The following is a 12,360-nucleotide window of genomic DNA, read 5'->3' on the forward strand; positions in this document are numbered from 1 at the left end:
GGTCACGTAGAGTTGGTCTAGGGGTGGGGGCAGGTCTAGAGATTGCCGTCGGCAACCCGCAGCTGGCGCGCGCGCGTAAGAATGGCGTCTTCCACCTGGCGCGCGGTCTCACGGCTGACGGCGCTGCCGCCGCGGCCTTGCAGGGCGACGCGCAGGGAGCGCGCCTCCAGCGCCGGGTCACTGACGTAGACCGTCGCGCGGTAGGCGCGGTTGCCGCCGGGAGGTGTCGCGTAGCCAAAGACCAGGATGCCGGTGAACGGATCGGCAGCTTCTAATGGCATGAAGTCCAGGATCTCCAACGAGGCGCGCCAGAGGTAGCGGTTGACCTCGACCGTGACGGACGGATCATCCGAGCCGCCGAACAAATCCCAGATCGTCTCACGGCTCGGATCCAGCATCAGGCCTTCCTGTTGAAGGCGCGCATCCGCAGCCTCGCGGTTGTTGCCCAGACCGTTGCAAGCGGCGAGCGCCCCGATGATCAAGGCAAGGCCCAGAAAGTTTACACTTCGTTTCAACATCTTCTCTGGTCCCGCCCAATTCGTTGCGCAACTTTTATAGAAGCGCCTTGCGTGCGGCAAGGGGCGCTGTGTCAGCGCTTGACGGCCCACGGGACGGGGGGCTTGCGTCACTACTTATATACACTGCATTCAACTGTAGCGGATCTTGCCACCCGCTGGCCTTGGCCCTTGCGACACGATTCGAGTCGTTCCACCCCGAGTCGCCCCGATATCGAGAGTTCTTGCAGTGCGACCTTGGCGTGTTTTCCAGGCTCCCATCGGCACCGTGTTCATCCAGTCATTGGGGGCGACACGGCCCGTAAGCCCTATTAACCTTTGATTTATTGAGGCGCGGCGCCCCCAGCCCGAACGCGGGACTGTGACATGTCTGCACCATGCGGTTGCCAACCTTCCAAGCGTCTCCGGGCCATTCTTGCAATCAAAGGGGTGAAAGGCGAAACACCATGCATACCCAATTCGGGCGTTCCGCTTTGGGGTTGGATTATTCAAGTGAACACAAGGGAAAAACCATGAAAAAGGTTCTCTTCGCAACTACCGCGCTTGTCGTCACAGCTGGTATCGCAGCTGCAGACGTCTCGCTCAGCGGTCGCGCCGAAATGGGCGTCAACGGCGGCAACAACGGTGGCACCGCGCCTACCGATGTTAACACCGGCTTCTTCACCGACATCGACGTGACTTTCACCCTCTCCGGTGAAACCGATGGCGGCATCACCTTCGGTGCAGCAATCGACATCGACGAGTCGACCGTTGCAGACACCGCAGCTGGTGGTTCCACCAACGGCGCATTCGGCAACAACGCTGACGACGGCGGCATCGCGATCTTCATCTCCGGCGACTTCGGTACGCTGACGATGGGCGACACCGACGGCGCACTCGACTTCGCCATGCAGGAAGCTGCAGCCGGCAACGCGGGTTCGCTCGCAGACGACGAAACCGCACACGCCGGTTACCTCGGCTCCTACGGTGACGGCGCATACGACGGCCAGATCCTACGTTACGACTACTCCTTCGACCAGTTCACTTTCGCAGTGTCGGTCGAGATGGACGACGCAACTGCCGGCACCCGTGACACCGGCTACGCTGTTGGTGCAACGTACACCTTCTCCTTCTCCGGTGGTTCTGCCACTGTTGGTGGTGGTGTGCAGTTCATCGACGCCGCCAACTACAACCCGGGTAACACCGCCAACTACACCGGCCAGGACCTGGACGGCGAGTACATGATCATCGGTGTGTCGGCAGCTGTGTCCCTGGACAACGGCCTGTCCGCCGCGATCGCCTACACCGACTACTCCTCGGAAGAAGCGACGCCTGATGACGAGTACACCCACATCGGTGTCGGCGCTGGTTACACCTTCGACGCGATCACCGTGTCCGCCAACTACGGCATGTGGGACATCACCCCTGACGGTGGTGCACCTGCAGAAGAGATCTCCGGCTTCGGTTTCGCAGCTGCCTATGACTTCGGTGGCGGTCTCTCCGCTCACCTCGGCTACGGCATGTCCGAGACGGACGCAGCAGGCGCCAACGCCTCCTACGCCGAGAGCACCTGGTCCTTCGGCCTGGCAATGTCCTTCTAATCCAACCGGATTAGTCTGATTTGGGAAGAGCGGGCCTTGTGCCCGCTCTTTTCTTTTGGTGAACCTGACAGCATGGCTTTGTCTGATATCACCCCCCGTATCACCGCGAGTGCAACGGCCCATGGCCGGGACCCCGCGGACATTACCTTGATCGCCGTTTCCAAAGTGCAGCCCCCTGAGCGGGTCGAGGCTGTGCTGTCCGAGGGCTACCGGATTTTCGGCGAGAACCGCGTGCAAGAGGCCCAGGGACGCTGGCCCGACTTTCAGGCCAGGTACGACGGGATCGACCTGCACCTAATCGGGCCGCTGCAAACCAACAAGGCGCGCCAAGCGGTGGAGATGTTCGGCACCATTCACACGGTTGATCGCCCGAAACTGGCCAAGATCCTCGCCCGGTTGGCGCAGGAGCGGGGCTCCAGCCCGGGCCTGTTCATCCAAGTGAACACGGGCGAAGAGCCCCAGAAAGCCGGTTGCTTGCCGTCCGAGGCCGATGCCTTCATCGCCGAGGTCCGGGCGATGGACCTGCCCCTTCTAGGCCTCATGTGCATCCCGCCGGTGGAAGAAGAACCGTCCCTGCACTTTGCCCTGTTGGCCAAGATCGCGGCGCGCAATGGCCTGCAAGGCTTGTCGATGGGGATGTCGTCGGACTTCGAGACTGCGATTGCCCAGGGCGCGACCCACATTCGTGTCGGCTCTGCGATCTTTGGAGAGCGCGCTTACGACTGACGCGGCGCGTTGCGGCCTCCTCCTTTGCCGCGTCTTCTGCGAAGACGCAGGCAAACTCGACGGCCGTGGTGGCACCTCGCCCTTCGGGCATCGGTGCGGGCGCCCTTTGGTTGCTAGCCCGCTAAAGCGTCCGGCACGATCAGCCGGGTCCCCACGGTGATACGCGGTATGATCCACCGCAGATGCGCCCGGCTGACGGCGACACAGCCTTCAGTGCTGCGCCCCGGCCCGCGCCATTGGTGCATGAAAATGGCCGATCCTTTGCCCGCCTCGGCCTGGGGCCAGTTCCAATCGGTGATCAGGACGATGTCGTAGAGCGCATCGCCCCGGGCCAGCCGCTCGGCTGAGCCCGCGTAGGGCCTGCGCACCATCAGGTTGTAGTCCTCATCCCCTGCATCGTCGGACCAGAGGTCATTGGGACCAATCGGCACCGCCCAGTCGCAGGGCTTTTGCCCCCGGTCGGCGCGGTAAAGGCAGCCGACGATCCGGTGTACGCCCACCGGCGTGCCGCCATCCCCCTCGCGCTTGTCTCGGACCACGCCGCCGCGCCCGACGGTGAAGGGCAGCCGCGCGCCCCAGAAGCGCAGGCCCGAGGGGGTCAGGACGATGTCTTCAGGGCTCATAACAGATGCCCCGATTTACTGCGTTTCACTTCCAGATATCCGGCATTGTAGCGATTGGGGTCGATGATCAGGGGCACCCGCTCGGTCACGTCGATGCCCTCGGCGCCCATCATCTCGACCTTGCGCGGGTTGTTGGTCATCAGTCGCACGGCGCTAAAACCCATGCGACGCAGCAAGTCGGCGCCGATGCGGAAGTCGCGCTCGTCATCCTCAAAGCCCAGGCGGTGGTTGGCCTCCACCGTGTCGAAGCCCTGGTCCTGCAGGGCATAAGCGCGCATCTTGTTGGCCAGGCCAATGCCGCGACCTTCCTGGTTGAGGTAAAGCAAAACGCCTTCGCCCGCCGCGCCCATCGCCGTCAAAGCGCCGTGGAGTTGCGGGCCGCAATCGCATTTCAAAGAGCCTAGGACATCGCCCGTAAAACACGCGGAATGCAGCCGCGCGAGGACGGGCTTGGCGCGGTCGGGGCGGCCGACTTCAACGGCATAATGCTCGATCTCGGCATTGTCGGGGCGGAAGATGTGCAGACGGCCCGCACCCGCAAGCGCCATCGGCAGGCGCGCGGCGGCAACGGGCGACAGCGGTGCCGACGCCGCCAGGTCCTGGGCGGTCTGCCCCGCCGGCAGCACGGTCAGGCCTTCGGGCCAGTCGCGCACCTCAACCCCCGCTATGGCGGGCAGAAGCTGTGCGGACTTCGTCAGCTCCAAGGCGATGCGGTGCAAGGAGGCATCGCCGGACCGCTCCTCCCTGAACGGTCCTCGCAGCGGCGCGCTGAGGTCGCAGGCCGGATCGGCGAGCTCTGACAGCCACCGCGCGCCCGCATCCGCCGGCATCGTGATTCGCGCAATGTCACCGTCATAGACCCGGATCTTCAACGTCTCGGCCCGCCAGCCGGTGACAGCGGCCACCACCGGCCCCAAGGCGCGCAACGCGTTCAACCGCGCGTCGCCGGCCGTCTCGCAGGCCATCACGATCAGCCCCGCGCCGTCCTCAACCAATACCACGGGCAGCCCGACCCGCAGGTCGCTGCGGGCGCGCGCCACAAGGTCGGATATGGTGGGCAAAAGGCTCATGCCCCACACATAGCCCGCTCAGGTCTGGAATTGAAACATTCCCTCACGCGCTCACACAGGGGCACACAGGCCTGTGAGGCATGGTTACATCCATAGACAAACCCCGCCCCAACCCGTCATGTCATCTCAACGGAACATGAAACGACGGGAGCCCGCACCATGGCAAACCTCAAGAAAATCCTTCTGGTCGACGACGAAGACGACCTGCGCGAGGCGCTGAGCGAACAGCTTGTGATGACCGAAGACTTCGATGTGTTCGAGGCCGCCAATGGCGCCCAGGCCATGGAACGGGCCAAGGAAGGCATCTACGACCTGGTGATTCTCGACGTCGGTCTGCCCGACACCGATGGCCGCGAGCTCTGCCGCCTGATGCGCAAGCAGGGCGTGAAATGCCCGGTCCTGATGCTGACGGGCCATGACAGCGACGCCGACACGATCCTGGGCCTGGATGCCGGTGCCAACGACTACGTCACCAAGCCGTTTCGCTTCCCCGTCCTTCTGGCCCGCATCCGCGCACAGCTGCGCCAGCACGAGCAAAGCGAAGACGCCGTCTTCCAGCTTGGGCCATACACCTTCAAGCCCGCCATGAAGATGCTGATCACCGAGGACGAGCGGAAGATCCGCCTGACCGAGAAAGAGACCAACATCCTCAAGTTCCTCTACCGCGCACAAGACGGCGTCGTCGCCCGTGATGTGCTGTTGCATGAGGTCTGGGGATATAACGCAGGCGTCACCACCCACACGCTGGAGACGCACATTTACCGTTTGCGTCAGAAAATAGAACCAGATCCGTCCAATGCCCGCCTTCTTGTGACCGAATCTGGCGGCTACAGACTGGTGGCATAGTGATACAGGCGCCTGCGCGTTCCTCCCGATGCACGGCCCTAATGAACCCCTCGGTGCCGGGGCTTCCGACCTCCCTCGGAAATGGCACCATCCTCCCTGTTGACTGGCCCGGACCTCGTGTCCGGGCTTTTTTTTTGGCCGTGGCGACGAATTTGACGTGGATCAAGTTCAACGTCACCCGCGTGGTGTAGACCTTTGCCTACAACCTCCCTGTTGTGACTTTGCCCGGCCCCCTGAACACAAAGGGGTGCCCGGGTTTTCTTTTTGCCCCCGCGCGGGCCTCACCCCAAGATTAATCGTTTTCCCCGCCGCCGCGCGCGCTGTAGCGTCGGCCCATGACACAGCAATCCGACTTTGACCCGCAAATCGTCCTCGACCTCTGGTTTCCTGATAACGGCCATTGGACCAGTCCCGAGACCCACATGGCTTTCTGGAGAGAGCGGATGCAGGGCGGTATGGACGCGCGGATTATCCGTGATTTCGCCGAGCTGACTCATGCCGCCGCCGCCGGGGCGCTGGATCATTGGGCCGAAACCCCGCGCGGTCGTTTGGCGCTTCTGATCGCGCTCGATCAGTTCCCACGCTCGCTGTGGCGCGACACGCCCGGCGCGTTTGGCCAGGACATCAAGGCGACGCGTCTGGCGCTGGATGGGATTGAAAACGGTCACTTTCACGCTCTGCCCCATATCTGGGAGCGGCAGTTTTACCTGATCGCCATTTCCCACTGCGAAGGGCCCGATCACCTGGATCGTCTGGATGTGAAAGACCGGATGGTCGAAGGCTACCCCGAGATCTGTCCGCCGGGGATGGAGCCGATGTTGGAAAAACTCGCCGAGCAGCACGCGCGCGAACGTGAGATCATCGAACGTTTCGGCCGTCATCCGCACCGCAATCCGATCTACGGCCGCGTCTCGACACCGGAGGAAGAGGCCTACATCGCCACAGGCGATTTCCCGCACGTCAAAAGCACGGATTAACCGGCTTTCGGCAACCGCAACCGCGCGACCCCGTAGAGGAACAGCGCGATGAACACCCCGGCGCCGACCAGGAACACCAGCCGCAACGCGTCTTCGCGGCCCATGTCGGGCTCGGCCATCGCCATGATCCAGCCGCCCGCCAAGGCCCCAAGGGGCATCATGCCCCAGCCAAAGAATCGGTAGATCGAGTTGACCCGGCCCAGAAGCGCGTCGGGGATCACGCGTTGGCGGAAGGACACGGTGACGACGTTCCACAGGACCGCCACGAAAGTCTCCAGAAACAAGAGCGTGACCGCGACCCAGACCTGGGAGGTGAAATAGAGGCCCAGGAACGGCAGCGGCATCAGCGCAAGGGCGACCCACAGGCTGCGTGAGGATCCCAGCCGCGCTGCGATCCAGGGGCAAAGCAAACCTCCTGCCACGCCACCGGCTGCCCCCGCCGTCAACAGCATCCCGTGGCCCACCGCGCCCAGTCCCAGGACCTCCTGGCTGAACAGAACCAATACGGTGAACCCCGCCATATGCGCGGCGTTGAGCCCGCCCAGGATCAACGCCAGCTGCAAGATCACGCGGTGTTCCTTGATCCAGGTCCAGCCCGCGCGCATCTCGGTCCAGAAGCCCTCGCGGTCCGCAATGACGCCGCGCGCCGGGAAGGCGATGGCCCAGACGGCGAAGGCCGCAAGCGCGAATCCCAAAGCTTCAAACAAGAACGGCGCGGGGACGGCGAGTGCGATCAGAAGGCCCGCCAGCGGCGGCCCGACGAATTGGCCCATAACCTGCTCCATCGACCAGATCTGGCCGTTGGCCTCCTCCAGCCGGTCCTTGTCGACAACGCTTGGCAAGGCGGTCTGCGCGGCATTGTCCCGGAAGACCTCCGCCGTGCCCATCAGGAAGGCGAGCGCGGCTAGACCGCTGATCATCCAGATGATTTCGGCGCCGGAGGCCTCCCTCGGCCCCGCCACGATCAGGGCCACGACCGCCAGCGCCAGCGCCATGCGCGCCAGATCCGCGCGGACCACCATTTTCTGGCGGTCCGCCCGGTCCGTCCAAACGCCCACGGGCAGGGACCACAGGAACCACGGCAAGCGCGTGGCGAAGGCGACAACGGCCAAGGCGCGGGGATCGGTGGTGATCAGCGTCGCCATCCACGGAAAAGCCAACGCGCCGATCCCGTCGCTGAGGTTCGACAGACCCGCGCCGGACATCAGCAGGCGGAAGTTACGGTTTTCGCGGATTAATGCGGCCATGGGCGGCTCCTTCAGGGCAAGCTTGCATTGGATCGCGGCTGGGGCACAATGGGGCCATGCGCTTAATTCTCAGAACGCTACTGGCCCTCTGCCTGCTCGTGGTGCTTGCACTGGGTGGGTTTCGTCTGGCCGCTGACCTGCGCGAGGTGGAGGCGGCGGCCGATGCCGCGCCTGCAGACGGACGCCTCGTGCCCACCGCCCTGCAAGGGATTTTCGCCATCGAGCGTGGGCCTGCCGAGGGCCCTCCGGTCCTGTTGATCCACGGCTCCGTCGGTTGGTCGGGCAGTTGGCGCCATACGCTCGACCTGCTTGCGGCAGAGGGTTACCGCGCCCTGGCGATTGATCTGCCGCCGATGGGCTTTTCGGACCGTGACCCCGGCGGCGACTATGGCCGCGCGGCCACCGCCGCGCGCATCCTGGCGTTTTCCCGGGCCGAGGGGATCACACCCCATATCGTTGCGCATTCCTTCGGCGCGGGCGCCGCGATCGAGGCGGTGATGCAGGACCCCACGGCCTTCGCCTCGCTCACCATTATCAACGGCGCGCTTCCGCTCGACCCTGCGCCTTCGCTGCTTCCGGCGCCGCTGCGCCCGATCTGGCTGCGCGAGGCGCTGGTTTCTGCCACCGTCACCAACCCCTTGGCCTCCCGCCGCCTGCTACAAGCCTTCCTCTACCGCAAGGAGACGGCCACCGATGAGGTCCTGGACGTTCTGGCACGACCAAGCACCCTGGAAGGGGCCACCGAGGCCCTGGCGATCTGGCTACCGACCCTGCTGATCCCGCCCGTTGATCTGCCCTCTGTCCGCTCAGAAGCCTATGCAGCCCTCGATATCCCCACGGCGATCATCTGGGGGGCAGAGGACACGACGACGCCGCTGCCCCAGGGTGAAAACCTGCACGCGCTGATCCCCGGCAGTACCCTGGCGGTCCTGCCGGACGTGGGCCATATCCCGATGATCGAGGACCCCGCCGCATTTGACGCGGCCCTCCTCTCGGCCCTCGCGGGCCTGCGCTAACCCGCCCCTCCTCGAGTGCGTTGCACTCTCCTCGCAGCGGGGCTCTGTTTCATCTTGCCCGGAAAACTCCGGGGGGTGACGTGCTCCGACAGGAGCGCGTCGGGGGGCTGGCCCCCCTAGCCACGCCTGCCCAAATCTCTATCGTGGCCGAAACACACAGCCGGAGCCGCCAAATGCCCTTCACCCTCGCCACTTGGAACATCAACTCCGTCCGCCTGCGCCAGACCCTCGTGTCACAGTTGATGACCGAGGAAGCGCCCGATGTCCTCTGCCTGCAGGAGTGCAAGAGCCCCGTCGACAAGATGCCGTCGGATGTCTTTGCCGCCCTTGGCTATACCCATGTCGTGGCGCGCGGGCAGAAGGGCTACAACGGTGTCGCCATCTATTCCAAGCTCCCGATGGTGGAGGCGGGCTCTCACGAGTTTGCGGGCCTCGACCATGCCCGCCACATCGCCGGGCAGTTGGAAAACGGCGTGACGATCCACAACTTCTACGTCCCCGCCGGCGGGGATGAGCCGAACCGTGAGAAGAACATCAAGTTCGGCCAGAAGCTCGATTATATGACGGATATGCGCGATTGGGCGCGGGCGGATCAGCCCGCCAAATCCATCCTTGTGGGGGATCTCAACATCGCGCCCCGCGAAGACGACGTCTGGGATCACAAGAAGCTTCTGAGGGTCGTCTCCCATACCCCCATCGAGGTCGAACACATGGCCGAGGCCCAGGAGGCGGGCGGCTGGGTGGACGTGACCCGCACCGATATTCCCGATGGAAAGCTCTATAGCTGGTGGTCCTACCGCTCGCCCGATTGGGACGGCGCAGACAAAGGCCGTCGCCTTGATCACATCTGGGCCACGCCCGATATTTCCAACGCGGCCCATTCCTCTCGCATTGCCCGCCACGTGCGCGGGTGGGAAAAACCTTCAGACCATGCGCCCGTGTTTGCAACATTCGACCTTTAACCGCGCCTGCCCCCCTTGGCGCGCGGCGTCCCACGCCGCATATAACCCGTATCACCAGTAATTGACGGAGCTTGCCCCATGCTCGAATTTGGCCAATCCCCCGACGCCCCCCCCGCCGACCTGATCAAGGATGTGACTGACGCCACCTTCATGGCCGACGTGGTGGAAGCCAGCCAAACCGTTCCGGTGATCGTGGATTTCTGGGCGCCTTGGTGCGGCCCCTGCAAGGTCCTGGGTCCGCAGTTGGAAGAGGCCGTGATCGCCGCCAAGGGCAAGGTCCGCATGGTGAAGGTCAACGTGGATGAGAACCAACAGATCGCGGCGCAGTTGCGCGTGCAGTCGATCCCCACGGTCTACGCTTTCCATGAAGGCCAGCCGGTCGACGGCTTCCAAGGCGCGGTGCCGGAAAGCCAGATCAAGGAATTCGTCGCCAAGCTGGCGGCGATGTCCAAGGAAGATGGCGGCTTGGGCGAAGCCCTTGAAGCGGCAGAGGAAATGCTGGCCGAGGGCGCCCATGACGACGCCGCTCAGACGTTTGCTGCGATCCTTGGCGAAGAGCCAGAGAATGCGCTGGCGACCGCGGGCCTTGCCCGCGCGCATCTGGCCATGGGCCAGGTTGATGAGGCCGAGCAGTTGCTGTCCACCGCGCCCGACAAGATCTTCAACGCCCCTGAGCTGGAGGCCGTACGTGCCCAGATCGAGTTGGCGCGTCAGGCCGAAACCGCGGGCCCCCTGGCCGAATTGCAGGCCGCCGTGGAGTCCAACCCGAACGACCACACCGCGCGTTTTGAACTGGCCCAGGCACTGCATGCGGCCGGCGATGTCGAAGAGGCCGTGGACCATTTGCTGGAATTGTTCCGCCGCGACCGCAATTGGAACAATGAGGCCGCCAAGACCCAGCTCTTCACGATCTTCGACGCGCTGCCGCCGCAAGATCCGATTGCCCTCACCGGCCGCCGCCGTCTCAGCTCGATGATATTTGCCTGAGACAAGGATCAGCCTACGTCCATGCCCATGATGAAACACGCTGATCTTCCCGGCACGATCCCGGTCTTCCCGCTGCCCGGCGCGCTGCTCTTGCCCCGCGCCCGCCTGCCGCTGCATATTTTCGAGCCGCGCTACCTGCAGATGATCGAGGATACGATGAAGACCTCGCATCGGCTGATCGGAATGGTGCAACCCTTCGAGGCGCCGGGAACGGGCGAACAGAAGTTGCACCACATCGGCTGTGCGGGGCGTCTGACCCAGTTCTCGGAAACCGAGGATGGGCGCTACATGATCACGCTGGCGGGCATGTCCCGGTTTCGGATCGCGTCCGAAGTCTCGGGCTTCGCGCCGTACCGCCGCTGCGACGTGTCGTGGGAGGGGTTCAACACCGACCTTGGCCCGACCGAGACGGACAAGGCCTTTGACCGCGACAGCTTCCTCGACTTGCTGAACCGCTATTTTCAGGCCCAAGACCTCTCCACCGATTGGGACAGCCTGAAAGACGCCGAGGATGAGTTGTTGATCAACTCCCTGTCGATGCTCTGCCCGTTTGATCCCGAGGAAAAGCAGGCCCTGCTAGAGGCGCCGTCGCTGTCCACCCGGCGCGAAACGCTGGTGACGCTTCTGGAATTCGCCCTTGCCGCAGGCTCGGACGAAGAACGCATGCAATGAGCGATCCGGCGGATGACGCGCCGGTCCGGCCCCTCATCGACCGCCGGATGTTAGAGGCGCTGGTTTGCCCGGTCACCCAGGCACCGTTGTCATACGACAGAGAACGCCAAGAGCTGATCTCGCGCGCGGCGCATCTCGCCTACCCGATCCGGGGCGGCATTCCGATCATGTTGGAAGAAGAAGCCCGCAAGCTGGATTGATGCGGCAGGGCGGGGATTACTCTGACGTTCCGCCATCGTCGGGCGTGCGGGGTGCTCTGTGCATCACTCCGCCCCAGATGATCAAAACCAAGGCCACAAGCGCGCCGATCCCGACGTTTCGCCATCCAACCGAAAGCACCTGGTCCATCGTCAGGAAGCGTTCCCCAATCAGGTCTTCGTCGCTCAGCAAGGCGATCAACATGTCATTGGTTGCCACCTCAATGGCGGCAAAGGGCGCGGCCAGCGCTGTTGCCCCCAAAGCGATCAGCCCGCGTGCCACCGCGTGGCGGTTGGTCTGGGCAAACCAGATGAACACGCCCGCGAACAGGGCCGAGGCGACGCCGCTGGCAATCGCCCGTGTGGGCGTGGTGACGGCGGTCACGGCCACCCAGCAGAGCGCCAGGATCAACACGGAGAAAATGGCCAGGATCAGCGGGCCATTGGGCGATTTCACTACGGGGCCTCGGGCGTGCTGGCCGGGCTGCGATGCATCAGCCCGCCGATCAGAACCAGGATCAGGCCGAAGATGATACCAAAGACCAACCCGGCAGAGGCAAAGATCGACGATAGGAACAGCGCCCCTGCTTCCTCCTCGGTGAGGGAGCTGCCGTTCTGAATTGCGGTAAGCGTGCCCTCCGCCACCTGCTCTCCGAACCCGGCAAGGGCTGCGATGGGGACAATGATGAACACCGCGCCCAGTCCCAGGAAGCCACGCGCGAAGGCGTGGCGGCCGTTGTTGGCAAACCAGATGAAGGCGCAGGTCAGCGCCGCGACGATGACGCCCGTCATCAACCCGCCGAACGCGCCGTTCAGGCCGACGGTGAAGAGGAATCCGAACGCGAAACTCAGCGCGCCAAAGAGGATCAATGCGGTCAGTTTTGGGCCAGTCATGGGGGGTCTCGTCTTGTTGATTTTCGGGCAGGTTAGTCAGTCCGACAT

15 protein-coding genes are annotated in these 12,360 nt (G+C 64.0%); 9 read left to right on the forward strand and 6 right to left on the reverse strand.

Annotation, left to right across the window (positions count from 1 at the left end; all coding sequences use genetic code 11):
• Positions 1-35 precede the first annotated feature (35 nt).
• Entirely contained in the window at positions 36-518 is a 483-nt protein-coding gene (locus AC6I9R_RS02140) for a DUF3576 domain-containing protein (RefSeq protein ID WP_461426744.1), read from the reverse strand.
• 443 nt (positions 519-961) lie between these two features.
• On the opposite strand from AC6I9R_RS02140, the gene AC6I9R_RS02145 reads away from it, so the two are divergent.
• Complete coding sequence (locus AC6I9R_RS02145) at positions 962-2,095, forward strand: porin (protein WP_461426743.1); 1,134 nt, start codon at positions 962-964, stop codon at positions 2,093-2,095.
• Positions 2,096-2,167: 72 nt separating this feature from the next.
• Entirely contained in the window at positions 2,168-2,821 is a 654-nt protein-coding gene (locus AC6I9R_RS02150) for a YggS family pyridoxal phosphate-dependent enzyme (protein ID WP_461426742.1), read from the forward strand.
• Positions 2,822-2,934: 113 nt separating this feature from the next.
• Here AC6I9R_RS02150 and AC6I9R_RS02155 read toward each other — a convergent pair whose 3' ends face one another.
• Together AC6I9R_RS02155 and ribA are read right to left on the reverse strand one after the other, a co-directional pair.
• Positions 2,935-3,444, reverse strand: coding sequence for a L,D-transpeptidase family protein (locus AC6I9R_RS02155; RefSeq protein WP_461426741.1), 510 nt, complete (start codon positions 3,442-3,444; stop codon positions 2,935-2,937).
• Entirely contained in the window at positions 3,441-4,514 is a 1,074-nt protein-coding gene (ribA, locus tag AC6I9R_RS02160; protein ID WP_461426740.1) for a GTP cyclohydrolase II, read from the reverse strand. The genes AC6I9R_RS02155 and ribA overlap by 4 nt, the downstream gene beginning before the upstream one ends.
• Before the next feature lie 159 nt (positions 4,515-4,673).
• Here ribA and AC6I9R_RS02165 point away from each other — a divergent pair, with 159 nt between their 5' ends.
• Together AC6I9R_RS02165 and AC6I9R_RS02170 are read left to right on the forward strand one after the other, a co-directional pair.
• Positions 4,674-5,360: a response regulator transcription factor gene (locus tag AC6I9R_RS02165; RefSeq protein WP_011453543.1), complete on the forward strand. Its 687-nt coding sequence runs from the start codon at positions 4,674-4,676 to the stop codon at positions 5,358-5,360.
• Positions 5,361-5,695: 335 nt separating this feature from the next.
• Positions 5,696-6,337 (forward strand): DUF924 family protein, encoded by a 642-nt coding sequence (locus tag AC6I9R_RS02170; RefSeq protein ID WP_461426739.1) that lies wholly within the window; start codon positions 5,696-5,698, stop codon positions 6,335-6,337.
• Here AC6I9R_RS02170 and AC6I9R_RS02175 read toward each other — a convergent pair.
• A complete protein-coding gene (locus AC6I9R_RS02175) occupies positions 6,334-7,584 on the reverse strand; it encodes an MFS transporter (protein WP_461426738.1) in 1,251 nt (416 codons plus the stop codon). The genes AC6I9R_RS02170 and AC6I9R_RS02175 overlap by 4 nt on opposite strands.
• 56 nt (positions 7,585-7,640) lie before the next feature.
• Here AC6I9R_RS02175 and AC6I9R_RS02180 point away from each other — a divergent pair, with 56 nt between their 5' ends.
• From AC6I9R_RS02180 to AC6I9R_RS02200, 5 genes are all read left to right on the forward strand, one after another.
• Positions 7,641-8,600, forward strand: coding sequence for an alpha/beta fold hydrolase (locus AC6I9R_RS02180; protein ID WP_461426737.1), 960 nt, complete (start codon positions 7,641-7,643; stop codon positions 8,598-8,600).
• 173 nt (positions 8,601-8,773) lie between these two features.
• The gene (locus AC6I9R_RS02185; protein ID WP_461426736.1) at positions 8,774-9,562 is read left to right on the forward strand and encodes an exodeoxyribonuclease III; all 789 of its coding nucleotides are present in this window, start codon (positions 8,774-8,776) and stop codon (positions 9,560-9,562) included.
• Positions 9,563-9,640: 78 nt separating this feature from the next.
• On the forward strand, positions 9,641-10,549 hold the full coding sequence (trxA, locus tag AC6I9R_RS02190) for a thioredoxin (RefSeq protein ID WP_461426735.1): 909 nt from the start codon (positions 9,641-9,643) through the stop codon (positions 10,547-10,549).
• Positions 10,550-10,576: 27 nt separating this feature from the next.
• Entirely contained in the window at positions 10,577-11,221 is a 645-nt protein-coding gene (locus AC6I9R_RS02195; RefSeq protein WP_461426734.1) for an LON peptidase substrate-binding domain-containing protein, read from the forward strand.
• Positions 11,218-11,421, forward strand: coding sequence for a Trm112 family protein (locus AC6I9R_RS02200; RefSeq protein ID WP_461426733.1), 204 nt, complete (start codon positions 11,218-11,220; stop codon positions 11,419-11,421). The genes AC6I9R_RS02195 and AC6I9R_RS02200 overlap by 4 nt, the downstream gene beginning before the upstream one ends.
• Positions 11,422-11,437: 16 nt before the next feature.
• Here the strand turns inward: AC6I9R_RS02200 and AC6I9R_RS02205 are convergent, their stop codons facing one another.
• Positions 11,438-11,875: a hypothetical protein gene (locus AC6I9R_RS02205; protein WP_461426732.1), complete on the reverse strand. Its 438-nt coding sequence runs from the start codon at positions 11,873-11,875 to the stop codon at positions 11,438-11,440.
• Positions 11,875-12,312 carry a hypothetical protein gene (locus AC6I9R_RS02210; protein ID WP_461426731.1) on the reverse strand — a complete coding sequence of 146 codons (438 nt, stop codon included), beginning with the start codon at positions 12,310-12,312 and terminating at the stop codon, positions 11,875-11,877. Before AC6I9R_RS02210 ends, AC6I9R_RS02205 begins: the two co-directional genes overlap by 1 nt.
• Between the last annotated feature and the right edge of the window lie 48 nt (positions 12,313-12,360).

This window comes from Gymnodinialimonas sp., from assembly GCF_059726805.1.

What these genes read in the sequence shown, in the direction of transcription:
- AC6I9R_RS02140 (WP_461426744.1), bottom strand. Translation starts at nt 518, where the DNA reads ATGTTGAAACGAAGTGTAAACTTTCTGGGCCTTGCCTTGATCATCGGG.
- AC6I9R_RS02145 (WP_461426743.1), top strand. Translation starts at nt 962, where the DNA reads ATGCATACCCAATTCGGGCGTTCCGCTTTGGGGTTGGATTATTCAAGT.
- AC6I9R_RS02150 (WP_461426742.1), top strand. Translation starts at nt 2,168, where the DNA reads ATGGCTTTGTCTGATATCACCCCCCGTATCACCGCGAGTGCAACGGCC.
- AC6I9R_RS02155 (WP_461426741.1), bottom strand. Translation starts at nt 3,444, where the DNA reads ATGAGCCCTGAAGACATCGTCCTGACCCCCTCGGGCCTGCGCTTCTGG.
- ribA (WP_461426740.1), bottom strand. Translation starts at nt 4,514, where the DNA reads ATGAGCCTTTTGCCCACCATATCCGACCTTGTGGCGCGCGCCCGCAGC.
- AC6I9R_RS02165 (WP_011453543.1), top strand. Translation starts at nt 4,674, where the DNA reads ATGGCAAACCTCAAGAAAATCCTTCTGGTCGACGACGAAGACGACCTG.
- AC6I9R_RS02170 (WP_461426739.1), top strand. Translation starts at nt 5,696, where the DNA reads ATGACACAGCAATCCGACTTTGACCCGCAAATCGTCCTCGACCTCTGG.
- AC6I9R_RS02175 (WP_461426738.1), bottom strand. Translation starts at nt 7,584, where the DNA reads ATGGCCGCATTAATCCGCGAAAACCGTAACTTCCGCCTGCTGATGTCC.
- AC6I9R_RS02180 (WP_461426737.1), top strand. Translation starts at nt 7,641, where the DNA reads ATGCGCTTAATTCTCAGAACGCTACTGGCCCTCTGCCTGCTCGTGGTG.
- AC6I9R_RS02185 (WP_461426736.1), top strand. Translation starts at nt 8,774, where the DNA reads ATGCCCTTCACCCTCGCCACTTGGAACATCAACTCCGTCCGCCTGCGC.
- trxA (WP_461426735.1), top strand. Translation starts at nt 9,641, where the DNA reads ATGCTCGAATTTGGCCAATCCCCCGACGCCCCCCCCGCCGACCTGATC.
- AC6I9R_RS02195 (WP_461426734.1), top strand. Translation starts at nt 10,577, where the DNA reads ATGATGAAACACGCTGATCTTCCCGGCACGATCCCGGTCTTCCCGCTG.
- AC6I9R_RS02200 (WP_461426733.1), top strand. Translation starts at nt 11,218, where the DNA reads ATGAGCGATCCGGCGGATGACGCGCCGGTCCGGCCCCTCATCGACCGC.
- AC6I9R_RS02210 (WP_461426731.1), bottom strand. Translation starts at nt 12,312, where the DNA reads ATGACTGGCCCAAAACTGACCGCATTGATCCTCTTTGGCGCGCTGAGT.